The following is a 25,045-nucleotide window of genomic DNA, read 5'->3' on the forward strand; positions in this document are numbered from 1 at the left end:
CGCCTCTGCAATCCCCCTGTGAAGCAGGGGGATACCATGTCTATTCCGAGTCCCATTTTAGCAGAGATAGCCACTTGCTCGCAGGATTCAGGAATGCTAAGATAACGAGCCCGGTAGGGGTTTGGTATGGATATGAGCCTTGCCCGGGTGAGTGCTAATGGGAGGTTTGGAATGAGCAATGGGGATGGCAAGAAGATCGTCTTGGCGTACAGTGGTGGGTTGGATACCTCTGTTATTTTGAACTGGCTGGCTGGGAACGGATACGAGGTTGTAGCCTATATCGCTAATGTGGGGCAAAGCGACGATCTGGAGGCGGCGAGACGGAAGGCCCTGGAAACAGGAGCATCCAGGGTATATGTCGAAGATCTGAGAGAGGAGTTCGTGAGGGACTACATATTCAGAGCCCTTAAGGCGAATGCCATTTACGAGGGGAGGTATCTGCTGGGAACGTCCCTGGCTCGCCCGTTGATCGCAAAGAGGCAGATAGAGATCGCCAGGAAAGAGGGCACCCGTCTGGTGTCTCACGGAGCGACGGGGAAGGGGAACGACCAGGTTCGATTCGAACTCTCCTACTACGCCCTCATGCCGGAAGTTGAAGTATTCACCCCGTGGAAGGATCCGGAGTTCCTCGCGCAATTCGAGGGCAGGACCGACCTGCTCGGGTATGCAGAGGAGCATGGGATTCCGGTTGAAGCAACCAGTGAGAGACCGTACAGTACAGACGACAACCTTATGCACATCAGCTACGAATCTGGCATACTGGAGGACCCGCGAGTAGCTCCAAGGGATGACATGTTTCAAAAGACGGTTTCGCCCAGGGAGGCACCTGACAGGGAGACGAGAATAGAGATCCATTTTAAGGACGGAGTCCCGGTGAAGGTCGTGAACCGGGACGACGGCACGGTGAAGGAGAGGCCTCTCGAGTTGTTTGAGTACCTCAACAGGTTGGCGGGTGAAAACGGGATCGGGCGGATCGATATCGTGGAAAACCGGTTCATCGGGATCAAGTCCCGCGGTGTGTATGAGACGCCTGGAGGGACTGTCCTGCGGATCGCTCATATGGACATCGAGGGAATCGCAATGGACAGGGAGGTGATGAAGCTGAGGGATATGCTATCCCCGAAGATCTCGGAACTCATCTATAACGGATTCTGGTTTTCCCCGGAGATGGATTTCCTCATGTCCGCCGTTGACAAGAGTCAGGAGGTGGTCGACGGAGTTGTCTATCTATCCCTCTACAAGGGTAACGTGACGGTTCTGGGCAGGGAATCACCGAGTTCGCTGTACGACAAAGATCTGGCCAGCATGGATGTGGAGGGCGGTTTCAACCAGCAGGACTCCAAGGGCTTTATCAACATACATGCCGTAAGACTGAAGGCCCACCATGCAATACTCAGAAAGATGGGGAAATGGCCGATGCCCTTTATGAAGGAGTAGATCCCACTTGTCTCAGTCGTCGGCCCAGCAGGATGCCGTAAGGAGGCGCTTGAGGGTTTCGTAGACGTCGACGAGACTTTTCAGGCTCACCCATTCGTCGGCCGCGTGGGCTCCATGACCCGCAGGACCGAAGAGCAGAGACGGCACCCCGGCCCTTCCCGCCAGCGCGGAGTCTGCCCAAAAGGAGAGCCCCACGAGCCTCGATTCAGGAGAAACCTCTTGCAGGCATCTCAAGATTCGGCTCTTTCTTTGGATCTCATAGGGAGGCCTCACGAGCATGATGCGGCCGTCCACCCAGTGATTTCCCGGCACGTTTCTGACAGCCTGGAGGACCCGTTTCAGCTCCTCCTCGAAAGTGTCAGGGCTTTCTCGCGGAAGGGTTCGCCTCTCCCACCGGAGTCGCGACCTGGAGGGGATTACGCTGACCGCTGTTCCACCCTCTATCAGCCCTCCGTGGAGGCTTGCCCTGCCAAGCAGTGGATCGGGTTTCTCCCTCTCGAGTTTCGACCGGATTCTGTCGAGCTCTTGGAGGGCTCCCTTGAGAGGGAGGATCGCATCGATTCCCTCTGTAGGGCGGCTTCCGTGGGCTGCCTTGCCGGTTACCTCGATCTCATACCAGACAAAACCCTTATGACTCACCCCGATCTGTCCCTCTGTGGGTTCAAGGAAGATCCCGCCCAGGGGAGGAGAGGGGAGGCAGGGGAGCCACTTCCCGACCAAGTGCTCCATTCCCATGCTCCTGTCCTCTTCATCTGCCACAAAGGTAAACCAGATGTCTGCAGGAGGTCTCTTCCTGGCAAAGTGACGGGCAAGCAGCAGCATGACCGCCATGCCGCCCTTCATGTCGTAGGTTCCACGGCCGTAGAGTCTATCGCCCTCTCTTCTGAGGGTGAATGGGTGAGCCATCTCTTCCACCCCCACGGTGTCGAGGTGGGCGTTCAACAGGACGGGATTCCTCTGATTCCTTCCAGGTGCCAGGGCAACCACATTGGTCCTCTTCTCTTCTACGGACTGGATTTCTGGTTTCAGCCCCTGGTCGGCCAGATACCGGTACACGAACCTGGAGATCTCCTCTTCTCCGGGTCCCTTTGCAAGAGAACGGTTGACCGAGTTGATTCCGACGAGCTCGCCCAGGACACGGACAAAGCTCTCTTCCAGTGATCTCATCTCACCTGCTCAGAACCTGATGGTCGTCCCGGGTACGGGCTTCCTCCTGACCATGCTTTCAAAGGTACTCATGCCGTGCCACCGTGTGATATGCACCCGCTGGACCTGGCCCCTGAGAGCCTCGAATGCGGACTCCATCTTGGCAACCATACCCCCTTTGATTGTACCCCGTGCGATGAGTCTCTTGGCCTCCTCCACTGTAAGCAAGGGGCGGATCTGGGCTCCCACCTGAACACCGGAAACATCTGTGAAATAGACGAGATCCGTACACCGGGAGGCAACGGCCAGGGCTGCCGCTGCGCTGTCGGCATTGACGTTGTAACTCTTTCCCTCTCTATCCACTGAAATCGGAGAAACCACAGGGACCTCGCCTTTTGCCAGACTGTCGAGAAGGGGTTTTGGGTTGACCTGAATCACCCTGCCCACAAAGCCCAAGTCTCGTCCCCTGTGGATCAGAGGCTCCACCACAAGGAGCCGATCGGTCTTCCCGGACATGCGCCTGCACGCAATGCCCCCCTGTTCCAGCCAGGATGCGATTCTTGCGTTGACCTTTCCGGAAAGGACCTCTTCCACGATCTCCATGTCCTCGGCCGGGGTGACCCGGATGCCGTCGACAAAGACAGTCTCTCGGTCGGCATCCTTGAGGGCCTGAGAGATTTCCTTTCCGCCGCCGTGGACGATGATCACCTCTGCCTCTCTGTGGTTTCTGATCGCCTGGGCCAGAGCCCTGAAGCCGTCACGTCCATCAAAGGCCCTTCCCCCGATCTTGATCAGGATTCTCGGTTTCATCCCTTGGATCCCACCTGGATGATGGTCTGCTCCATGGCCTACACTGCCAAAGTATGACAGGAAACCAGATCGCCTGTCAAGTCGGGAAAGGCCCGGGTTCCTCGGCGTTTCGGAGACCCTTACCGAGAGGTGAGGAATCTCCGGAGTCCCCGGATTGATTTTATACGGGATCTCGGGTATTCAATAGGCATGACTGGAGGATATACTTCTCCTCTCGATCCTGAATTTCCGGCCCTTCCGGGCCGGAGAGGGAGAAAAACTATGGGCCGTCTCAGGATGGGGGCTCTTGGCCTGGCTTCTCTTTTGATGGTGCTGATCATTCCTTGCAGGGGGGAAGCTTTGCAGGGAGGGGAGTATTCCTTCCTGGACCTCATTTCTCCTCGTGACTATCCAGGGGCACAAGTGGTTGTGGCCCTGGAGAAGGAGAGGAGAAGCTTTGACGAATCGGGCAAGGGAGTCACTACGGACGAGGTCTTCCTGAAGATACTCACGGAGAGGGGGCTGGAAGGCGAGGCGAAGCAGGTATTCTCGTATAACATGGCATACGATCGTTTTGAGATCGAGAAAATCGAGGTGATAAAACCCCGGGGGATAGTCCGGCCTGTAGATCTGTCGGTCAATTCCAGGACGATCTCACCCCCAGGCTCGGCTATGATGAATATCTACGACCCTAACGAGAGGGAGGTCCATGTCTTTGTTCCTGGGTTGGAGGTAGGAGACACGATCCACTATCGGGTTCTCTACAGGCGGGTCCGGCCTGTCATCTCCGGGAATTTCTTTGGAATGATTCTGGCCCAGTACAGAGTGCCGATCAGAGAGTATCTCTTCGAGGTGGAAGGCCCGGCCTCGGTCAAGCTCAGGTATCTGCTCAAGGACGAGGTGAGGGACACCCATACCTTTGAGACCCTTCTCACCGAGGATGGGAAGTGGGTCTACCGGTGGCGCTTCAGGAACGTACCGATGCTGGTTCCAGAGCCGCATATGCCTCATATCTCCAGGGTGGCCATGCGCCTCCTCTTCACCACCCTCTCGTCTTGGAATGAGATTTCGAAGTGGTATTGGGGGGTAGTGGAGCCGAAGCTGAAGCCCTCCGGTGCCATGGTGCGGAAGGTGGAGGAGCTCACCGCAGAGGAATCCTCGGAAGAGGGGAAGATCAGGGCCCTCTTCTCTTTTGTTTCCCGCAGGGTCCGCTATCTCGGAATAACAACGGAGACCTTCAAGCCGGGTTTTGAACCCCACGATGTGAAAGAGACTTTTTCACAGAGGGCCGGAGTGTGCCGGGACAAGATGGCCCTTCTCGTCAGTATGCTGAGGATTGCAGGGTTTCGATCCTACCCGGTACTGATCTCCATAGGCCCGAAGATAGATCCGGAAATACCCAGATCTGCCTTCAACCATGCGATCTGCGGGGTCTTCGTGAAGGGGAGGCTGATGCTTCTCGACCCGACGGCTGAAACGAGCCGTCAGTTTCTTCCAGACTACGATCGAGACCGGAGCTACCTTGTGGCGGCTCCGGACATGAACAATGAGCTCTCCATCACTCCGCCGAGGCCGGCAGAATCCAATATGACCGTTGTCTCCATTACCTCTACCCTGGATGAGCAGAACCATCTACGAGGCAGGATCCAGGTCACATACTCCGGTTTTGCAGATACGATTTTCCGGGGCATGTTGATGGAGAGGAGTGCCTTTGAAAGGGGGCGGATCGTTGAAAGGCTCCTGAAGCGCGGCATGCCCGAGGCGGGTGTGGAGAGCTTCTGCATCGAGAATCTCGCGGATTCCACCAGTCCCCTCTCTCTGGAGATCACCTATGGAGTCAAGGACGCGGCAATCGGGGAAGGAAAGAGAGGATTCCTCGTTCCTTTTTCTTTTCTCGACAACTTCAGCTTTCTCGACCGCTGGGTCCTGGGTAAGGCCGACATGGTGAAGCGTCGCTACCCCATAGAGCTGGGTTACCGGTTCTGTACAAGGATCCACGAGGAGTTGAGGTTGCTGGGTGTAAGGAAGATCGTTCTGCCTCCTCTGCCGAGCCTCGACCAACCCCTGTTCAGGGATTCGGGCTCTTACGGGCTGGTTGGGCCCGACCGGGTGGTTATCGACCGGGAATTCTTGTGGCGTTCGGTGCTGGTTTCGCCTTCTCAGTACGGAAGCCTGAAATCCTTGCAACACCGGAGAGCCGTGAGTCGTTTCTTGCCCATCGTTTTTGAACGATAGATAGGGGGAGACCCGGAGCATGTTTAGACGTTGGATCATGGTTCTTTTTGTTGCCGGTGTGGCCGTTGCGGCATGCCCGAATTCGGTGAAAAGCGGGACGAGCACTCCGGAACGTCAGAGTTGCAGGAAATTCGGATATGACGTGGTCTTTCTCGAAAAGAGCAAGGAGACAGTGATAGGAAAGGGGGGCGGAGTCCGTACCAGAGTACACGTCCTGAAAAAGATCCTCACCTACAAGGGGAAGAAGGAACACGCCCACTGCAAGCTCCACTTCAATCGGGAATACGAAACCCTCCGAGTGGTCTTTGCAAGGACCATAAAGCCCGACAATACCACGATCGAAGTCAAGGGCGAGTGGATCCATGAGATTATGGCTCCCAGGACGGCGTCCGCCGCCCTCTATTCAAAGTACCGGGAAGTGACGGTGGAATTTCCCGGCGTCGAGGTGGGGGACAGGGTGGAGATAGAATATGAGATCGTCCGAAGACCGGTAGGGGTCGTATGGGGGAGGACGATCTTCCAGGGAACAGACCCGGTCAGGAACGCGAGGTTCGAATTGATCACTCCGGCCAACTTCGTGCTGTCCACCTTTGGAAAAGTTGGTACCGGTTTCAAGCAGGAGGTCCTCCATGACGGCAGGACGAGACGCGCCTGGTGGGGGAGCATGATAGAGGGCCTGCCAGAAGAAGGCCACCAGCCCTCTCCTGAGAATCTCTACCCCACACTCTTTTACTCCTCTGCTACGGGATGGGAGGATGTGGGCAGGTGGTTCATCTCGAGGTTGCTGCCGGATCTGAAAGAGGACGAGCTCAAGGGCCTGCTCTCCTCAGCGCCTCCGTGGGACACCCCTGATGAGCTTTACAGCCGCCTTGTCAAGAGGCTCTCCATTGTGGACATCGATCTCGATAAGAGTCGATATGAGGTTACCAGTCCTTCGGTGGTCCTGAAAAGGAACTACGCCGACAACAAGGACGCTTCGGTCCTGTTCTTTGAGTTGCTGAGAGCAAGGGGATTCAGCCCTCAGCTCGTCCTTTACAACGGCGGTGATATCTTCCTCGACGGACTCAAGGACGTTCCTTCTCCCGGGCTCTTCAATCAGGTGATGGTAAAGGTGGGCCGGTCCTACTACGAATTCAGCAGTAGGAGCCGCTACTACGATCCAGGGTACACCGGTCGAATGGGGAGGTGGGGCCTGCTTCTCCCCGCGTGCAGGTGGGAGAAGATACGGAGCAGGTCGATGAGCGGGAAGGACTCGAGAATCGTACTCCATCTGGAGAACCCCGGCGAGATCCAGGGTCGAGTCACCGAGGTCCACCACGGTTTCTATGGGGTGGAACTGCGGGAGGCCTTGACTGGTATGGGGAGGGAAAGAAAAAGGATTTTCTGGGATAGGTGGATGAACGATCTGGACCCCCTCGCCGGTGCAACTTCAGGACCGGAGGTTCTCCATCTCCTCCAATCGGGAGTCCCCCCTGAGATACGGGCCACCTACCGTGTTCCGAGGGGAATTCCCGGGATAGGGGCGAACCTTTTCTCCCCTCTACCCCTTGAGGATAGGTTCATGAAGTACCTCGTGGTCGGTGACAGGCGTCTCGGCCCCTTTGCCGTCTTCTCGACCCTGACAGGAAGGCTCGATCTCGAGATCCGGTATCCGGCAGCATGGAGGGTCAAGTACCTCCCGCCCGAGGTGAAAAAGGATACACCCTGCTTTTCCAGTACCCTGAGGGTGGAGTGCCCTTTGCCGGGGGTCCTCAAGGTCCTTCGAGAAATTAAGATCAAGAGGGGCCTCATACAGGGCGAAAAGGCCTATCAGGTGTTTTGCCGGGCTGTGAGAGAGAGTCTCGGGCTGCGGGCGCGCCTCGTATGTTTTCAAAAGCCCTGACCGATCCCCGCTCGGCCAGGCCGGGATGGGCAACGGTCCTCAAGAATAAGAAGAAGTTAGGACGTGCAATCCGAGAAGGGGGGGCACTCCGCCGGGAGCCAGCATTGACTTTGGTACAGGTTTTTGCCATAATTTGTTTTTCGAGCGGATGCGGGAGATATCTGGGTGAGTCTCGAGTAAGAGTCCAAACCTCCCCTGCCAGCCCGTGTGTTTTTCGCTCCCCTGGGAGGGAGGGGAGTCTCCATGCCGGGTGGGCTATCCCCTCCTATTTCTAGGAGGCGATCACGATGGTGGACAAATTCCAGGAGATCGAGCGGCAGATCTGGGAAGAGGAAAAGAGATTCCTCATGAAACAGATCGGGCTCATGCTGGTCCGCAACGAGTCGATCAAGTTCGGCGACTACACATTGACTTCCGGCAAGAAGAGTCCCTACTATATCGATCTCAGGCAGACCATCTCCAGCCCCATAACAATGGATTGGATTTCGAACTCGCTGGTCCGCATCATTATCAACGAGATCGGCAGGGACAAGATCGACAAGATCCTCGGAGTGCCTACGGCGGGAGTTCCCTTTGCAACCATGGTGAGCCAGAAACTCGCCCTTCCACTCATTTACTACCGGAAAGCCCGTAAGGAACACGGCGTCCGGAAGAAGATCGAGGGTTCTGTGGAGAGAAACGATCGGGTCCTGATCGTTGACGATCTGATTACGACCGGTGAGAGTGTCATAGAGGCTGCCGAGGCCGTCCGGGAACAGGGAGGAATCGCCACCGAGCTGGTCGTTCTCCTGGACCGAGAGCAGGGGGGGAGCGAGAGGCTGAGGAGGGCCTATGTTGAGCCCCACATCCTCTTCAAGGTATCTGAAGCATTTGCATGGCTCACTCAGGTTGAGTTGCTGAGCCAGGAAGAGTTCGAAAAGATAACCAACTACATTGAACAAGAAAAGATCAAGAGGGCACAGCAGGAGGAGCCATGAAGGCGAGCTGCCCCTGTGGAGAGGAGACCCTTGCGTGTTCCAGTCTCAAATCACCCTTCTCTATTTTCGCAACATCGAGAAGGCATATCGCTTTTTTGAAGAAATCTTACGCCTCAAGGTGCGGATCGATCAGGGGTACGGAAGAATCTACGAGGTAGCCGGCAATGCCCTGATCGGGGTTATGGACGAAAGGAGGGGGTTTCTGCAATCAGGTTCCGGGAAATCCGTCATGATCAGCCTGGTCACCGAAGATGTGGATGAGTGGTACGAGGAGCTTCGAAAGAAGGGGGTGAAACTGCTCTCTTCCCCTCTCACAAAGAAGGAGATCGGGATCAGGTCCTTCCTCTTTGAAGACCCCGAAGGACACGTCCTGGAGATTCAGAAGTTCACAGGCCAGGATCCAAGGCCGGACTCGACATAGTACGAGTAGACGACTCGATGGAGCCGAGCCCGGGCACCGGAGACATCCTACTTTCCGAGGAGGATAGACAGTGGCACGATACGATAGGCTCATCAAAGGGGGCCGGGTGGTTCGCGGCTCAGGAATTACCATGGAGGATATTGCGGTCAAAGGAGAAGTCATCGAAGAACTCGGCCCCGGCCTCGATCCGGAAGAGGCAGGGGAGACAATCGATGTCTCGGGGAAACTCGTTATGCCCGGCATAATTGATGCTCACATGCACCCGGTCTATCTCGACGACCCGGGAGCCATATCGGTGACGGCTGCCTTCGGTGGAGTCACCACGGTGATCCATTACGCCTATGCCCGGCCTGGAATGAAACTCACCGAGACCCTGGAGCGTTTCAAGGAGGAATGTCAAGAGAAGTCGCTTCTGGATTTCGGACTCCACGGGGGGATCTTTGACGCCGCCAATCAGGTCAAGGAGATCCCCGAAGCAATGAAGCTCGGGGTGTCGTCTTTCAAGTTTTTCATGACCTATGCGAAGTTGAAATGGATGACCGATGATTACTACCTCGCAGCGGCGATGGATGTTCTGGCTCAGGAGGGCGGGCTCGCCATGGTGCACGCCGAGAGCGGCCTGGCCATAGACTACCTTGAGGACAAGTACCTGAAGAGCGGGGGGGCCCAGAAGGATGTCTTTCTTAAGACCAGACCGGACGCCCTGGAGGCCGAGGCGGTCTTTCGTGCCATCTCCATTGCCGAGGTGATGGGGTGCCCTCTCTACGTCGCCCACGTGAGCGCCGGCAGGGGGGTTGCACCGATCCGGAGGGCTCGGGAGCGAGGACTGAGGGTCTACGCCGAGACATGTCCCCAGTACCTGGCCCTCACCGATGACGAAGTCCGCAGGAAAGGCCCCCTGGCGAAGATAGGACCGCCCCTGAGGACAAAGGAGGACAACCACGCCCTCTGGAAGGCGGTTGAAGAGGGTGTTATCGATGTTATCGCGAGCGACCATGCGCCCAAGGACAAGAAGGCGGACGACGATTTCTTCAAGGCCCCTTTCGGTTCTCCATCCTCGGAGACCCTGCTTACGGTCTCTCATGATGAAGGCGTCAACCGAGGACGAATAGACATCTGTTGCCTGGTCCGCGTGCTGGCCGAAAATCCGGCCCGCATCTTCGGACTCTATCCCAAGAAGGGGGCGATCCAGGAAGGATCGGATGCAGATCTGGTCGTCTTCGACCCTGCCCTTCCTATGGTCATCTCTCAGGAGACTCAGCACTCCAAGGCGTCTTACACCCTGTACGAGGGGAGAACCTGCCTGGGAGCTCCGGTGTTGACTTTGCAGCGGGGCAGGGTGGTTCTGAAAGAGGACCGACTCGAAAAAGGACCGGGGACCTCCCAATTTCTACCCATCTCGATCAAAAAGTGACGGAGGTTACGATGACTCATCATTTCAAGGGAAAGCACATTCTCCACGGCGGTCAGTTTTCCAGACAGGATCTGGAAGAGATTATGGAAGTGGCCAGGGGGTTGGAAGAGAAAGCAGAAGCCCAACAGATTCCCCCTCTCATGAAAGGGAAGATCCTGGCCACCCTTTTCTTTGAGCCGAGTACCCGCACCCGGCTCTCTTTCGAGGCGGCCATGCACAGGCTCCAGGGGGATGTGATCAGTGTGGCCTCGGCCCAGACTTCATCGGCGGCCAAGGGGGAGACCATTGCGGATACGGCGAGAACGGTCTCCCAGTATGCCGACGTGATCGTGATCCGGCACCCGAAGATCGGATCAGCCAAGGAAGCAGCCGAGGCAGCCTCTGTTCCCGTTCTCAATGCAGGGGACGGGGCAGGTCAACATCCCACCCAGGCCCTGCTCGACGTCTATACGATCCAGAAGGAGCTCGGCTCCCTGGAAGGGATCACGGTCTCCCTGGTGGGGGATCTCAAGTACGGCCGTACGGTTCACGCACTGGTTGAGCTGCTCAGCCTCTACCCCGTCAAACTCGTCTTTGTGTCGCCTGAGAATCTCAAGATGCCGGTGGAGATCACCGAAAAGCTCAGGCAAAAGGGGGTCCAAGTCACGGAGACCGATAATCTCGGCGAGGCCCTGGCCGCGAGCGACCTCCTCTATGTGACGCGAATCCAGAAGGAACGATTTTCCGACCTATCCGAGTACGAAAAGATCAAAGGGACCTATGTGATCAGCGATCGGTTGCTCAGGGAGGCGAAGAAGGAGCCCACCATCATGCATCCCCTCCCGAGGGTCGACGAGATCACCACAGACGTGGACGCCCATCCTGGGGCAGCCTATTTCCGGCAAGTACGAAACGGGATCTTCGTGAGAATGGCTCTCCTGGCCATGGTGACCGGCGCGGCTTGAGTTCTCAGCAGAAAGGAAGGGGGGTTATGAGTCGCTCCGAGGGTCCGAGAAAATTGATGGTAACGGGTGCCGGGCCATGCCGTATAGGCCAGGGAAGAGAATACGACAACTTCTCCTACCAGGTCCTTTCGGTCCTTGCAGAGAAAGGCATTCGGGCGGTCACGATCAGTGACGACCCTGTCTCGATTCTGACAGATCCGGACCTCCTTTGCTCTGTCTATGTTGAACCCCTGACCATGGAGACGGTGGAAAAGGTCTTTGCCCTTGAAAGACCGGACGGGATGCTCCAGGTCTTGGGGGACCAGAATACGATTAACCTCACGGTTTTCTCCGATCGGGAGGGAATCCTCGATCGGTATGGGATAAAGGTCTTCGGCAGCTCCCCCGGCTCTCTGATGAAGGCCGAGGACAGGGAGCTTCTCACGGCCACCCTCAGGTCCCTTCCGGTGAGAATGGCGGAGGGGAGGTTGGTCACGACCCTTGCTGAGAGTGTGAGGGTGGCACGAGACCTGACCTATCCGGTCTTCCTGAGGCCGCTTTTCGCACCGAAGGGTATTGGTGGATTCATCTCGTACAACATGGAGGAGACCAAAACCCTTGCTGCAAGGGCCTTCGGGTTGAGTCCGGTGGGTGAGGTCGTGGTTGAGAAGGCTCTTGTTGGCTGGAAGGAGATAGAGTTCGAAGTCCTGAGAGACGCTTCGGGCAAGACCGCGGCTCTTGCCTCCTTCGAGAACCTAGATCCTCTGGGAATCCATACCGGGGACAGCCTTTCGGTCTATCCATTCCAGACCGTTCAGCGGCGGGTGGTGGAGGAGCTCAGAATCCTCTCCCAGGATATTGTACAGGCTCTGGATATTATCGGTTGCGCCAACATTCAGTACGGGTTCGATCCGGAATCCCGGGAGTCGGTCCTTGTCGATGTCAGCCCGGGGCTCACGAGGGATGCTGCCCTGCTTTCAGGAGCAACCGGCCTGAGACTGGCCGACATGGCCACCAGGCTGGCCCTCGGCGACAGTCTGGAAGATCTCCTGGGACCGGACCGGGAAGCCGCTCTGAAGGACCTCGAGACCGGCGGTCATTTTTTCGCCTTGAAGGTTCCATGCTTTGCGGCGGAGATGCTCTCCGATTCGAACCTGGCCCTGAATGCCTCGATGAAATCCATAGGCAACTCGCTCAGTTTCGGTGCCTCCTTCAAAGAGGCATTTGTGAAGGGCACCTGGCCCCTGAGAAGCCGGGGTGGCTCTCTTCTTGACAGGGTTGATCCCCGCGAGATTGTCCAGCATATTGCCATTCCCTCCCCCTGGAGGGTGCTCTACATCCAGGAGGCCTTCAGACAGGGGATGGAGCTTGATGAGATCCACGCACTCACACGGATCGATCGGTTCTATCTGAAACACCTGCTGGAACTGACCGTTCAAGAGTCGAAGATACGGCAGAACCTGAGGGAATCCATCGATCAGGGTGATGAAAAGAGGATCTCTTCCGCCCTTTCAAAGGCAAAGGAGGTGGGGTTTTACGACAGCGACATTGCCCGCCTGATTGGAACATCCACCGAGGTATTCACGCGAACAAGGCATCAATCAGGGGCTCTTCCCCGTTTCAGGTTTGTGGGTGTAGGGAAGGGAGAGATAGAACCCAAGACCAGGGCTTTTCTCACTTACGGGAAAAAACAGGATGTCCTGCCTTCGAGGAAGAAGGGCAAGACCAGGATTTTGGTACTCGGTGGGGGAACCATCCACCCACCCTTGGGTTCGGAAGTGGACGACTCCTGTGCCAGTGCTCTCCGGGTGATTCGGGAAGAGGGCCATGAGGTCGTCCTTCTTGACAACTGCCCCGAGACGGTCCGTTTTTTCGACGGACTCTATGACAGAGCGTATGTTGAGCCTCTCAATCAGGAGACTCTGGGCCGGATTCTATCAATGGAAGAGCCGGAAGGGGTAATCACCCAGTTCGGCGGGGACATCTCACTCTCTCAATCTTCGTGGGTCGAGGGCTCGGGCTACCGGGTATTGGGTACCCCGGTCTCCAGTCTTCAGACCGTGATGGATCTCGACCTCCAGGCGCGGTTCCTCGACGGGCTGGGTCTCACATTTCCATCGACAAAGCTTGTGGTAGATCCGGAAGAGGTCCTCGTCAAGTCACGAACCTTGGGCTTCCCCCTTATCATGACTGCTAGGGGGAGACACGGTGCGGCTCTGTCCAGGATCCTTTACGACGAGGAAAATCTCCAGAGGTTCATGGCATCCGGTATCACCATCTCGCCTGCGAGTCCTGTGATTCTCAAGGAGTTTTCAGAGAATGCGATTCGATTCGAGGTAAACGCCCTGGCAGACGGTCGAGCGGTGTTTGTAGGACCCATCATCGAACATATCGAGGGGACCTCGATCAGCCCCATGGACAGCACGTGGGTTCTGCCTTCTCTGACCGTGGACTTGGAAATTTCCGACAAAGTCCGGACCAATACGATCAGAATGGCCCAGGGACTCGAGATCCAGGGCCTATTGAACGTTCACTACTACTTGAAAGACGAGGAGCTCGGTGTCCTGGAGATCCATCCAAGGGTCTCTGACACCCTTGCCTTTACGAGTCGGATTCTCGGGATCCCCCTTGCAAAAGCGGCGGCGAAACTCGTTTTGGGCAAGAGTCTCAGGCAGGTCGGCTTGAGCCACGAGGTTGAACCATCGAGCATAGCCGTCAAACAGGCCGTCCTTCCACTGGATCGCTTTCCCGAGATAGATCCGGTTCTTGGGCCCCAGCCAAGGTCGACCGGTCAGGTGATGGGAATCGGCGAAACCTTTGGTTCCGCCTTTGCAAAATCCCAGATCTCCATCGGGCAGCCCCTTCCCCTTGAGGGTAAGGCCTTTATCAGTGTGAGGAATCAAGACAAGCGGCCCATTGTTTTTATTGCCGCGAAGCTCCTCGATCTCGGCTTTTCCCTTATCGCCACGGAGGGGACGGCAAAGGCTCTCGGCAGACACGGACTGAGGGTGGAGAGCGTTTACAAGATAGCCGAGGGAAGGCCCGATGTGGTGGATCTTATCAAGAACGGTGAGATTCATCTCATCATCAATACACCCAGAGGTGAGCGGCCGAGAAGGGACCTCATGGAGATCAGATCGCAGGCAGTGGCAAACGGAGTGCCCTGTATTACGACCCTCTCGGGAGCCTCGGCCGCTGTTTTTGGTATCCAGGATCTGAAGAGAAAGCCTCTCGAACCCAAGGGCCTGAAGGAATACCAGCCTGCGGGGCCTATTCTGAAGGTCTCCTGACACCGGGGTGTTCCTTGGCTCAGGTCACGATCCGAGTCCCTATCTTCCCCTTCAATGCCTCATGGGCACTTCCCAGGCTGGTGATGATCGCGGTCTTCCCGGCCCCCTCTACAAAACGGAGAGCCGCCTCCACCTTGGGCCCCATGCTCCCGTCAGGAAAGTGTCCTTCTTCTCGATAACTTTTCAACTCGGCGACGGAGACCTCCCTGAGAGCCACCTGATCAGGCTGGCCAAAACGGATCATGACGGATTCGACATCGGTGAGGATGAGAAGAAGATCTGCACCGATGTCCTGTGCAAGGCGCTGAGCAGCCAGATCCTTGTCAATCACCGCTTCCACACCCTCGAGTCTGCCTTCTCCCCGCCTGACAACCGGGATCCCCCCTCCGCCGCAGGCGATCACGACAACCCCTGAATCGATCAGGTTCAGGATGGCCTCTCTCTCCACAATCTCCTTGGGATCGGGAGAAGGCACAACCTTTCTCCACCCCTTGCCCTTCTGTTCCACCCATCGCTCTCCCTTCAGCTTCATCTCCTTTTCGGCGTAATCCCTGCTGTAGAACGGCCCAACAGGCTTGGTAGGATGCCGAAAGGCCCTGTCATCCTCATCGACCCTGACCTGGGTGATCAGGGACGCAACGGTTCTCGTCTTGCCCAGCCTGAGCAGTTCCGCTCTCAGCGAACGCTGTATCATGTAACCTATCAGTCCTTGGCTCTCCGCCCCGCAGACATCCAGGGGCATGGCCGGCACCCTATCCTTGCCCGCCTCGTTCTGGATTAGAATGTTCCCCACCTGGGGCCCGTTGCCATGAGTGATCACCACCTGATACCACTGGGTGATCATCGAGGCCAGGCGTTTACAGGTCTCTTCCACATTCCGCTGCTGTTCCTCGATCGTTCCCTTTTCGTGGCTCCTCAGTATGGCATTCCCCCCGAGGGCGACGACGATCCTCTTCTTCAGTGCCCCGTCCATAGGTTTCCTCCTGGTTTCTTCTCTGGAACCTCCAATATCTCACAAAGAGAGCCTGGACTCAATACGGAAAACGGTGTGGTGACCCTATCAGGGTTGGCTGGTGGGCAGTTCCTGCCCCTTCCCCGGGAACACGACTCACGAACACGAATCACGACTCACGAATCACGACTCACGAATCACGACTCACGAACACGACTCACGACCCACGAACACGACCCACGAACACGACTCACGACCCACGAACACGACTCACGAACCACATGTCGCGAGACTCTTCTCAGCCACTGCGTTGACAAGGAGGCTGGAATTTGCTAATTCCTCTCCCGGAGGTCGGGTCTCGGTTGAGAGTCGAGAAGAGGGTCTGCAAGTGAGGGACACCCGGGGTGTTCAAGACCTCGACACGAGGCTGGACCTATTCTGAGGGAGAGGAGAAGACGAGGATGGCTTTCTTCAGTATCGATGATTTGCGTTCCCGGAACATCGCCGAAGGGGTGGAAATAAAGGCTTTCTCCGGCGAGAAGATGATGGCGGTGTTTTTTTCCATGGAGCCGGGTGCGGTGATGGCCGAGCACTCTCATCCTCACGAGCAGATGGGGGTCGTTCTTGAAGGCGAACTTGAGCTTACGATCGGGGGGGAGAGAAGGGTGGTGCGCAAGGGGGACGGGTATTACGTGCCGTCCGGGGTCTCCCATGGCGGCAGGGTCTTTGATTCGCCTGTACGGGTGGCCGATTTTTTCGCCCCTCCCAGGGAGGATTACAGGTAAGAGTCCGGAGCCGGTCGGCCGCCCTGTTGCCGGAAGGGTCCGGCAGTAGAAGCAGAGGAACCCGTATCCATGCGGACCGGCCGATCATCCTGCTTGGGGATGAAGGCCGGGGTACTTCCTTTTCCGGGCGGAATAGGCTCCTCCAAGCAAGAGAAGCCCCCAGCCGAGACAGGCGTGGGCGAATAGATCCCCGTACCTGGTATAGAAGGTCTTGGCTTCCCGGAGAAATACCTCGCCTGATACGGCCACGCGGGAAAAGATCTCTGTCTCGAGAATGATCCTGCCTGTGGAATCGATGATTCCACTGATCCCCGTGTTGGCCGCTCTTGCCACATAGGTCCGGTTTTCCACGGCTCTGAAGACGGCCATTGAGAAGTGTTGGTAGGGAGCCGACGTTTTTCCGAACCACGCATCGTTTGTGATGGTTACCAGGAAGTCGGCACCCCTGCCGATGAACCTCCGAGTCAGACCGGGGAAGATGATCTCATAGCAGATAAGCACGCCGAACCTTGCCCTGGGAATGGAGAAGACGACGGTTCCAAGGGTATTGCTGCCTGAAACGAGATTTCCGACGCTTTCAACAAGAGGCTCGATGAAAGGGAGAAAACGGGCCAGGGGGACATACTCCCCGAAGGGAACCAGATGGATCTTGTCGTACCGGCCTCCGATCTTTCCCTCGGGGGTGACGAGATAGGCACTGTTGAAGTACCGTATCCTTTGCTTGTCCACCTCGTAGAAGGGGCTTCCGAAGAGCAGCGGTGCCCCCGTCTCACGGGCAACGTTCCGGACCATGCGGGTGAAGGGCTGGTCATAGGGGAAGAAGAAGGGAACGGCGGTCTCAGGCCATATGATAAGGTCGGGATGGTTTTGGGCGATCTCCCGGGTGAGAGTCTGGTATATCCGGAGGGTCTCTCTCTGGTAGGCCTTGTCCCATTTGAGGCTCTGGTCTATGTTTCCCTGGACTATTCCTACTCTTATTGGTGTTTGACTGGAAGTTCTCCTCGTTTCGCTTTCGATTCTCAGGTATCCATATGAAAGAATCCCACCGGCGAGAATGGCCAGAATGAGGATGATCCCCAGTGGAATCTTTCCGGTCTTCCTGAACCTGACGATGCCGCCTGAAACCAGGCTGTTGGCCAGAACCACGAGAAAGGAGATTCCGAACACACCGGTGACGTCGGCGATCTGGATCACGGGGAGGTTCAGGTACTGAGAATAGCCGAGATCTTCCCATGGGAAACCCGTGAGCAGAGTCGATCGCAGGTATTCGAGCCCTACCCAAAGGGGAGGGGCGGTGATGGAGAGGCTCCAACCGGTACTGTTCCGAACCGCGCCCACCAGGGCGGCAAAGGCGCCGACATAGAGGCTGAGGTAAAGGGTGAGGGCAATGAGGATCAGGAGGCTTATCGGGACGGGGATCCCCCCGTAACGGTGCATGGCTATGACCACCCAATAGAGAATGCCTGTGAAACCGGCGAAACCAGCGATCCACCCCAGGCGGAAGCCCGCAAGAGGCGGCTTGTCTTCCAGGGAGAGAAGAAGGGGGACAAGAGCGATCCACGCCAGGAGACCGAAATGGAAATGGGATACCAACACGTTCAAGGGATTGGGAAAGCTCAGGGCCAGGAGAATCCCCGAAAAAAGCGCCTGGAGATCGTCCCTTTGAAAGGGGAGACGGAATAGATGGGATGGCTTCATTTGAAAGGATCGCTCGATGAGGGCCGACTGTGCCTCTAAGCCAGTAGATACCTCTTCCTGAGCTCCTCGTTCTCCCTTATTTCCTCGATGGTTCCATGGTAACGGATCTTCCCGTTGTCGATAATGTACCCGCGGCCGCTGAGTCTCAGTGCAGACTTTACGTTCTGTTCTGCTAGCAGAACCGTCAGACCCGCCTCCTTCAGCCTCGTCATCCGCCTTTCCAGTGTTTGGACCAGGGCAGGAGCCAGGCCTTCCGTGGGTTCGTCGAGAAGCAGAAGCTCTGGGTTACCCATGAGGGCTCTCCCAATGGCCAGCATCTTCTGTTCCCCGCCGCTGAGAAGCCCTCCGCTCCGAGAATCTATGCGTTCCAATGCCGGGAAGAGTTCATAAACCCTCTCCTTGTTCCATCCTTCGCCTGGTCTGGCCTTCCTTGCGGCGATCTCCAGGTTTTCTCCCACCGTCAGGTATGCAAAGATCCGCCTGTCATCAGGTACGTAACCGATACCCATCCGAGCGAGTAGATAGGGGGGCTTACCGGCGATCTCTTGCTCCTTGAATCTAATGCTTCCCTGTTTCGGCGGGGTAAGGCCCATAATGCTTTTGAGGGTGGTTGTCTTTCCCGCGCCGTTCCGGCCCAAAAGACAGACAACCCTCCCCTCCTCCACTCCGAGAGAGACGCCGAACAGCACATGGCTCAGCCCGTAGAAGGTGTGAATCTCTTCCACATCGAGCATCATTCACCCCCCAGGTATGCTTTCAGAACTTCCCTGTTGTTTCTCACCTCATCAGGCGGTCGGAAGCGTTGCGGATTCCGGCCTCTCGCCCCGAGAAGCCGGAATCTCTCCCCTCCCTACTGGCCGGAAGGGGAGATGCCTTGTTCTGGGATCCTTCGTATCTTGACCTTTTCGATCCTCCTCTCATCGGCTTCCTCGATCTTTATCTCCAGCCCCGGGTATCCGATGGTTTCTCCCCGCTTTGGGACTCTTCCGATGAGGTCGAAGATGAACCCGCCGACGCTCTCGAAACCGCGCTTGGGGATCTGAATGTCCAGGCACTCCTCCAGTTCCTCGATTTCCAGCCTTCCATCTGCCAGGACCCAACCGTCCTCCAGGCGTACGAGCCGTTTTTCCTCTCTATCGTATTCATCTTCGATTTCTCCGAAGACCTCCTCGATGAGGTCTTCGATGGTTATGAGGCCCGATGTTCCGCCGTATTCATCGACCACAACGGCTATGTGAACCCTTTTCATCTTGAACTCTCGGAGAAGGCTTTCGAGATCCTTGGTCTCCGGAATGAAATAGGCTTTTCTGGCAATCTCTCTCGGGGAGATTCGGATTTTCTGTTCCTTGCAAAAGCGGAGAAGATCCTTGGCATACAGGATTCCCACGATGTGATCGAGATCTTCCTCGAAGACGGGGATACGGGAATGACCGTCTTCGAGGATCCGTTGGATCGCCTCCTCGATCGTGACCCGGCTGTTCACACAGGTAATCTCCGTACGGGGGACCATGATCTCCCTGGCGATTCTTCCCTTGAGCCCGAGAACCCCGTGGATCATTTCGTGTTCATCCAGGTTGATTACGCCCTCCTCCTCTCCTGCATCGATGATTGAATGGATATCCTCCTTGGTTACGGTTGCGCGTCTTGTGAAAAAACGGAGAAACTCACGAAGCCGCTTCCACAAAGCGTGGCTCACGAGTCTGGTTCACCCCCCTTCGGTCGCCTCCGCCGCATATGAGAACCGTCTTCTCTTTCAAGTGTCCGGAGGATCTCCTCTTCCTTTTCCTCCATCCGTCGAGCCTGATCCTCAGGTCCCTCGTGATCGTAACCGGCCAGATGGAGGATGCCGTGGGCCAGCAAGCGGTCGATGACGTCATCCACCGCGATACCGGCCTCTCGGGCTTGCCGGCGGGCGGTTTCAATGGACACGACAACGTCGCCGAGCATGCGAGGGTTGATCTCACTGAAAGGCCCCTCTTGCATAGGAAAGGCGATCACGTTGGTGGGCCTGGCTTTTCCCAGGTATCTCTCGTTGAGGTCAGCTATAGTAGGATCGTCTGCCAGGAGGATACTCAGGTCCTTTTGCTCCAGTCCGAGTATTTCTAGCATTCTCTGAGTTTTTTTTCTTATTCTGCTGGGATCTATTCTTTGAATGCGCTGCTGATCTTGAACCAAGATTGCCATTGTTCTTCTTCTTTTTTCCGGGCTCCTCCGGAGATGGATACCCGATGCGTTGATGGAATATGGCATTCAGAATCCGATCGAAACTGTTGCCGATCTGGTGGAGGTCTTTCAGAGTCAATTCGCACTCGTCGAGCTGCCCATCGGTGAAGATCTTGTTGATGATCTGCTGAGTAAGCCCCTTGATTCTGGAGGGTACCGGATCGGAGAGGGTACGGGAGGCCGCTTCGACTGCATCGGCCAGCATGACGATGCCTGCCTCCTTGGTCTGAGGTTTCGGTCCTGGATAGCGGTAATCCTTCTCGTTGATCTCCTGGACCCCGGGATTCTCCTTTTCCCGCTCCTTGGCCTTCTCGTAAAAGTAGCTGATGAGACTCGTTCCGTGGTGTTGCTGGATGATGTCGATGATTTTCTGCCCCAGGCGGTTCTCCCTGGCCATGGTCACGCCGTCTTTGACATGGGAGAGGAGTATCAGACTGCTCATGCTCGGTGTCAGCCTGTTGTGGGGGTTTTCCGCACCCTTCTGGTTCTCTATGAAATACATGGGCTTCTTGATCTTGCCGATGTCGTGGTAGTACGCGGCTACCTTGGCGAGTATGGGGTTGGCATTGATGGCTCTTGCCGCCGCTTCGGCAAGACTGGCGATGATGACACTGTGAGAGTGGGTTTCAGGCGCCTGAATGATCAGGCTCTTGAGTATGGGCTGTTCGGAATTGGCCAGCTCCAGGAGTTTGATATCCGTAGTGTATGCGAAGACGGTCTCTACGATCGGCGTGATCGCCAGAACCACGAAAGCCGAGAAGATACCCCCCATGAATCCGAATCCGCAGTTGTAAAGTGTTTGAAAGATGACCGCCCGGCTAAAGGGCTCTCCCGAGGCCATGGCATGGAAAAAGATCACCAGGACGTTCGCAAGACCAACTGCCAGGCCGGCTTTGATCAGGGTCGATCGCTCCTCACAGCGTGCAACCCTGTGGGCGCCCACGACGGCGCCGACAAACGTATAGACGAAAAAGAAGAGGCTGTTGTCCAGGAGCAGCCCGGCCAGATAGCTGATGACGACCGAGAACACGAGGGCGGTCTCGGAGTTCAAGACGATACGGACGAGCATCGCTCCGGCGGCAACCGGAAAGAGGTAGTAGTAGGACGTGGAGGGGATAGGGGAGAAGCTGTTTTCCAGCGAGCCGGTCACAAGACCCGATATCCGCAGAGAGAGAGCGGTGCCTACGGCGAGGAGAGCCAGGAAGAGAAGATCTTTGGTGGAAGGGGAGATCTTGCGAATATTTCCAGTAGAAAAAGTGTACAGGATCAGTAGGATAAGTACGATTACCAGCATCCATCCCACTATCATCATCGGGGTGTTGACCCGTGTCCGGAGGGCTTCGAGAGCCCGGAGTTTGACAAGCTGGTCAGGATGGATCGGGTCGCCCTCTCGAACCAGTATTTCCCCCTTTTTTATGCTCAGGTAGACCGGTTCCACGGATTTCACCGCGGCGTTCTTCCTGTCCTCTGTCTCCTGGCGGTTGAATGTCAGGTTGGGTCTGACAAGGGCGCCTGCAATCCGGTTGACCAAGGCGGCAACGGCTTTTCCCCGCGTCTTGATCAATCCCTCCGAACTCCTCTTGATCGAACGCCTGGCGATGTCAAGGTCGGCGATGGATATTACTCGATCCTCTTGTCTCTCCTCATGGTTTACGATGTTCCTGATGGTGAGTCCCTTCTTTCGGTCCTCTTCGAGAAGCCGCCGGTTGCTGACGATCTCTCTTTTCAGCAAGGGACGCACGAGTCCCAGGATCTCTTCCCCCAGGGAAGGATCAAAATGCTTTTCGAGGACCTTCCACTGTTCTGGGCTGAGTCTAACCCCGAGTTTCTCTTGGATCTGCCTCCTCCTGTTCTCCCTCGACTCCAGGGAAAGAGACTGAGCCGGCAGGAGTTCTTCCAGAAGATCGAAAGCCTCTTTCACCCTTTTTTCCGTCTCCTCGAGGACGCCGGGGTCAAAGTCGTAGACGGAACGTACTTTTTCAGCCGCGTCACGGCGCCTCTTTTCGGTGGAAGCCTTGTCTTCCACAAGCATGTCACGTGTCGCCCTGACGTCTTTGAGGGCGATATCTCCTGCGGCATATTCCCGGGGGGGGAGCCTGAAGGTCGGTGAGAGGAGGACTGCCAAAACCAACCCTGTTCCGGCTAGGATCATCGATTTTTGTACGGTGGGGTTGGAAAAGAAACCGCCTACCACCCCCATTCGGCCGAGCCACCTCTTCTTGAGGCGGCTCAGATAGTTGGGGGGCCTTTTCAGCCCGTTCTCTTCGGTCTTTCTTGTCCGTTCCTCTTTGCCGAGGCGGATCACATCATGTCGAGGCTGCACAGGGAACCTCACGCATTCCTTTCTTTTGATTTGACCAGGCGGAGATTCTTCTCGGCCCGTTCATAGGCTTTGATAATCTCCTGCACGAGTGGGTGGCGGACCACGTCCCTCTCGGTGAAATAGACGAACCGAATGCCCTTGATTCCCTTCAAGATCGTCTGGATTTCGATGAGACCGGACTGCCTGTCCTCGGGAAGGTCGACCTGGGTGATGTCACCCGTAATGACGGCCTTGGCGTGATAACCCAATCTGGTGAGAAACATCTTCATCTGCTCGGAACCAGTGTTCTGCGCCTCGTCGAGGATGACAAAGGAATCGTTGAGCGTTCTCCCTCTCATGAAGGCCAAAGGGACCACCTCGATCGTTCCGCGCTCGACCAGCCGGGAAGCCCTCTCGAAATCCATCATGTCGTGGAGAGCGTCATAGAGAGGCCTGAGATAGGGGTTGACCTTTTCAAAGATATCACCGGGAAGGAATCCCAGTCTCTCCCCTGCCTCGACAGCCGGTCGGGTCAACACGATCCGCTGCACCTCCTGTTTCGTCAGGGAGGCCACGGCCATCGCCATTGCCAGGTAGGTCTTTCCAGTTCCGGCAGGCCCGATGCCGATAACGATATCATGACTCCGAATCGCATCGATATACTGTTTCTGGGTGAGGCTCTTTGGCGTGATGACGCGCTTTTTCGATGAAATGTAGACCGTATCGAGGAAGATCTCCTCCAATCTCGCCGAGTTGCTGGCCGAGAGGATCCTCGTGGCAAAATCGATATCACTGGGATAGAGGGGATACCCTTTCTTCAGGAGCCCGTAAAGCTCCTCCAGGACACGCTGGGCTAAAGCCACCCCGATTTCGTCCCCCTCGATCGAAAGGGCGTTTCCCTTGACATGAATTCTCGTTCCGGTCTTGTCGGCAATCTGCCGGATGTGGGAACCCTGGACGCCGAAAAGGGTATTGGCCAGCCTTACGTCGTCGAATTCGAGCCTGGCCTCCTGTTTTTCACTCACCTTCTGCCCTCAAAAGCTAAACCACAGATTCCCTGCTCCAGTACCGGCAGGCACCTGTGGTCTCTATCCAGTGACTCAATCACCCATAGTCTGGATAACCACCTTCCGTTTTCTGGGGCGGTTATCGAAGTCTATCACGACGATCTGCTGCCACGTCCCCAAAAGGAGCCTTCCCTCACGGACCGGGACGACCAGAGAGGGGCCAACCAGCGACGCTCTGACGTGGGAATATCCGTTTCCGTCACCCCAGCGCCGGTCGTGATCGTAGGGGATATCTCTTGGTGCGATCCTCTCTATTGCCTTCCGGAGATCGTTTAGCACACCGGGTTCATACTCGATGGTCGTCACAGCGGCCGTAGACCCACTGATGAATACTGTCATACTACCATTCTCGATTGCGGACTTCAATACCGCCTGCTCTGCTTGGCGGGTGATATCGAGAATGTCCGTGTCAGACGTGGTTTGGAGATAGATTTCGAAGAATTCGATCCCCATGGCAGGCTCTCATGGAATGAAGGAATGTATACCTTATTGGTACATCAATCCCCTCACGAGTTCCACTACGCGTGGCAGGATCTCTCCACTCCGGCCCTGGATGAGATAGTCTGAGAATCGCCCCGTGAGAGATGTGGGCTCCACGTTGATCTCCACCAGCTTCGCGCCGGCCCGTTTGGCCGTGATCGGAATCTCAGCAGCAGGATAGACTTCCGCGGATGTCCCTATGGCAAGGACGAGATCGCACTCCCGCGCAGCTTCCAGTGCCGCCTCATAGGCACTCAAGGGAAGGGGTTCGCCGAAAAAGACAACATCGGGTTTCATGATGCTCCGGCACTCCGGGCATCTGGGGGGAAGTTTCTCCATGGAAAAGGAGGTCGCAGCTATCCGGGAGCCGCAGGAGAGACACGAAAGACTTGCCCCAGAACCGTGGATCTCGATGACCTTTCGGCTGCCCGCTGCCTGGTGAAGGCCGTCTATGTTCTGTGTCACCACCGCGTGGAGCCTGCCCATCGTCTCGAGGCTCGCGAGTCCATGATGAGCGGGATTGGGTTTTGCCCTCGTAACCAGACCGATCATCTCCACGAGCATCTCCCACACCTTGCCGGGATCGGCCTTGAAAGCATCGATGGTTGCGTATTGGTCAGGGTCGTATTTCGACCATAGGCCTGTGGGGCTTCTAAAATCCGGGATCCCGCTCTCCACTGAGATGCCGGCGCCGGTAAAAGCGATGGCCTTTTGCGCGCTGAGCAGGTCTCTGGCCGCCCTCTCGATCTCCCCTGATTCCATAGTAGTCGCTACCCTGGTCTCTCTTGCCTCACGTCCCCTGCAAATCTCTTGCCTTAATCGACGCTTGAGGGGCCTTAGGTGAACTCCTCGATCCCTTGCGGCTCCGGAGACAATGATCTATCTATTATCTGGTACCAGAAGAGCGCTGGCTTGTCAATCGTAAGGCGGCTGGAGTTTCCTGACTTTTGGAGAACACCCTTGCCTCCGAGCGACATTGCGGAAGCGGTGGGGTACCCATCAAGGGTGAGCGGGGAGGGGAAAG

Annotated in this window: 21 protein-coding genes; 9 read left to right on the plus strand and 12 right to left on the minus strand. The window is 56.5% G+C overall.

Features of this window, described 5'->3' with window-relative positions; translation table 11 throughout:
- Positions 1-171 precede the first annotated feature (171 nt).
- Positions 172-1,437 (plus strand): argininosuccinate synthase, encoded by a 1,266-nt coding sequence (locus tag JRJ26_06680; protein MBW2057164.1) that lies wholly within the window; start codon positions 172-174, stop codon positions 1,435-1,437.
- A gap of 12 nt (positions 1,438-1,449) precedes the next feature.
- Here JRJ26_06680 and JRJ26_06685 read toward each other — a convergent pair whose 3' ends face one another.
- Complete coding sequence (locus tag JRJ26_06685; GenBank protein ID MBW2057165.1) at positions 1,450-2,604, minus strand: M20/M25/M40 family metallo-hydrolase; 1,155 nt, start codon at positions 2,602-2,604, stop codon at positions 1,450-1,452.
- Between the two features lie 9 nt (positions 2,605-2,613).
- Positions 2,614-3,393 (minus strand): acetylglutamate kinase, encoded by a 780-nt coding sequence (gene argB / locus JRJ26_06690; GenBank protein MBW2057166.1) that lies wholly within the window; start codon positions 3,391-3,393, stop codon positions 2,614-2,616.
- A gap of 261 nt (positions 3,394-3,654) precedes the next feature.
- On the opposite strand from argB, the gene JRJ26_06695 reads away from it, so the two are divergent.
- The 7 genes from JRJ26_06695 (at position 3,655) to carB (ending at position 14,514) form a co-directional block, all read left to right on the plus strand.
- Positions 3,655-5,607: a DUF3857 and transglutaminase domain-containing protein gene (locus tag JRJ26_06695; GenBank protein ID MBW2057167.1), complete on the plus strand. Its 1,953-nt coding sequence runs from the start codon at positions 3,655-3,657 to the stop codon at positions 5,605-5,607.
- Between the two features lie 19 nt (positions 5,608-5,626).
- On the plus strand, positions 5,627-7,489 hold the full coding sequence (locus JRJ26_06700) for a DUF3857 domain-containing protein (protein MBW2057168.1): 1,863 nt from the start codon (positions 5,627-5,629) through the stop codon (positions 7,487-7,489).
- A gap of 287 nt (positions 7,490-7,776) precedes the next feature.
- Complete coding sequence (locus JRJ26_06705) at positions 7,777-8,466, plus strand: orotate phosphoribosyltransferase (GenBank protein MBW2057169.1); 690 nt, start codon at positions 7,777-7,779, stop codon at positions 8,464-8,466.
- Between the two features lie 34 nt (positions 8,467-8,500).
- Positions 8,501-8,887 (plus strand): VOC family protein, encoded by a 387-nt coding sequence (locus JRJ26_06710; protein ID MBW2057170.1) that lies wholly within the window; start codon positions 8,501-8,503, stop codon positions 8,885-8,887.
- A gap of 70 nt (positions 8,888-8,957) precedes the next feature.
- Positions 8,958-10,301 carry a dihydropyrimidinase gene (hydA, locus tag JRJ26_06715; GenBank protein MBW2057171.1) on the plus strand — a complete coding sequence of 448 codons (1,344 nt, stop codon included), beginning with the start codon at positions 8,958-8,960 and terminating at the stop codon, positions 10,299-10,301.
- Positions 10,302-10,312: 11 nt separating this feature from the next.
- Positions 10,313-11,245 carry an aspartate carbamoyltransferase gene (gene pyrB, locus JRJ26_06720; protein ID MBW2057172.1) on the plus strand — a complete coding sequence of 311 codons (933 nt, stop codon included), beginning with the start codon at positions 10,313-10,315 and terminating at the stop codon, positions 11,243-11,245.
- Between the two features lie 26 nt (positions 11,246-11,271).
- Entirely contained in the window at positions 11,272-14,514 is a 3,243-nt protein-coding gene (carB, locus tag JRJ26_06725; protein ID MBW2057173.1) for a carbamoyl-phosphate synthase large subunit, read from the plus strand.
- A 19-nt stretch (positions 14,515-14,533) separates the two neighbouring features.
- Here carB and arcC read toward each other — a convergent pair whose 3' ends face one another.
- On the minus strand, positions 14,534-15,475 hold the full coding sequence (gene arcC, locus JRJ26_06730) for a carbamate kinase (protein MBW2057174.1): 942 nt from the start codon (positions 15,473-15,475) through the stop codon (positions 14,534-14,536).
- A 452-nt stretch (positions 15,476-15,927) separates the two neighbouring features.
- Here arcC and JRJ26_06735 point away from each other — a divergent pair, with 452 nt between their 5' ends.
- Positions 15,928-16,251 (plus strand): cupin domain-containing protein, encoded by a 324-nt coding sequence (locus JRJ26_06735; GenBank protein MBW2057175.1) that lies wholly within the window; start codon positions 15,928-15,930, stop codon positions 16,249-16,251.
- An 84-nt stretch (positions 16,252-16,335) separates the two neighbouring features.
- Here JRJ26_06735 and lnt read toward each other — a convergent pair whose 3' ends face one another.
- From lnt to JRJ26_06780, 9 genes are all read right to left on the minus strand, one after another.
- Entirely contained in the window at positions 16,336-17,949 is a 1,614-nt protein-coding gene (lnt, locus tag JRJ26_06740) for an apolipoprotein N-acyltransferase (protein ID MBW2057176.1), read from the minus strand.
- Between the two features lie 35 nt (positions 17,950-17,984).
- Entirely contained in the window at positions 17,985-18,683 is a 699-nt protein-coding gene (locus JRJ26_06745; protein MBW2057177.1) for an ABC transporter ATP-binding protein, read from the minus strand.
- The gene (locus JRJ26_06750; protein ID MBW2057178.1) at positions 18,683-18,730 is read right to left on the minus strand and encodes a hypothetical protein; all 48 of its coding nucleotides are present in this window, start codon (positions 18,728-18,730) and stop codon (positions 18,683-18,685) included. Before JRJ26_06750 ends, JRJ26_06745 begins: the two co-directional genes overlap by 1 nt.
- A 69-nt stretch (positions 18,731-18,799) precedes the next feature.
- Entirely contained in the window at positions 18,800-19,645 is an 846-nt protein-coding gene (locus JRJ26_06755) for an HlyC/CorC family transporter (protein ID MBW2057179.1), read from the minus strand.
- Positions 19,642-20,058 (minus strand): rRNA maturation RNase YbeY, encoded by a 417-nt coding sequence (ybeY, locus tag JRJ26_06760; protein ID MBW2057180.1) that lies wholly within the window; start codon positions 20,056-20,058, stop codon positions 19,642-19,644. Before ybeY ends, JRJ26_06755 begins: the two co-directional genes overlap by 4 nt.
- Positions 19,988-22,495, minus strand: coding sequence for an HDIG domain-containing protein (locus JRJ26_06765; GenBank protein ID MBW2057181.1), 2,508 nt, complete (start codon positions 22,493-22,495; stop codon positions 19,988-19,990). The genes ybeY and JRJ26_06765 overlap by 71 nt, the downstream gene beginning before the upstream one ends.
- A gap of 8 nt (positions 22,496-22,503) precedes the next feature.
- Positions 22,504-23,499 carry a PhoH family protein gene (locus tag JRJ26_06770; protein ID MBW2057182.1) on the minus strand — a complete coding sequence of 332 codons (996 nt, stop codon included), beginning with the start codon at positions 23,497-23,499 and terminating at the stop codon, positions 22,504-22,506.
- Between the two features lie 75 nt (positions 23,500-23,574).
- The gene (locus JRJ26_06775) at positions 23,575-23,994 is read right to left on the minus strand and encodes a YjbQ family protein (GenBank protein MBW2057183.1); all 420 of its coding nucleotides are present in this window, start codon (positions 23,992-23,994) and stop codon (positions 23,575-23,577) included.
- Positions 23,995-24,027: 33 nt separating this feature from the next.
- Positions 24,028-24,783, minus strand: a complete 756-nt coding sequence (locus JRJ26_06780; protein MBW2057184.1) for an NAD-dependent deacylase — start codon at positions 24,781-24,783, stop codon at positions 24,028-24,030.
- Positions 24,784-25,045 lie beyond the last annotated feature (262 nt).

This window comes from Deltaproteobacteria bacterium, assembly GCA_019308905.1.
Taxonomy (GTDB): domain Bacteria; phylum Desulfobacterota; class BSN033; order WVXP01; family WVXP01; genus JAFDHF01.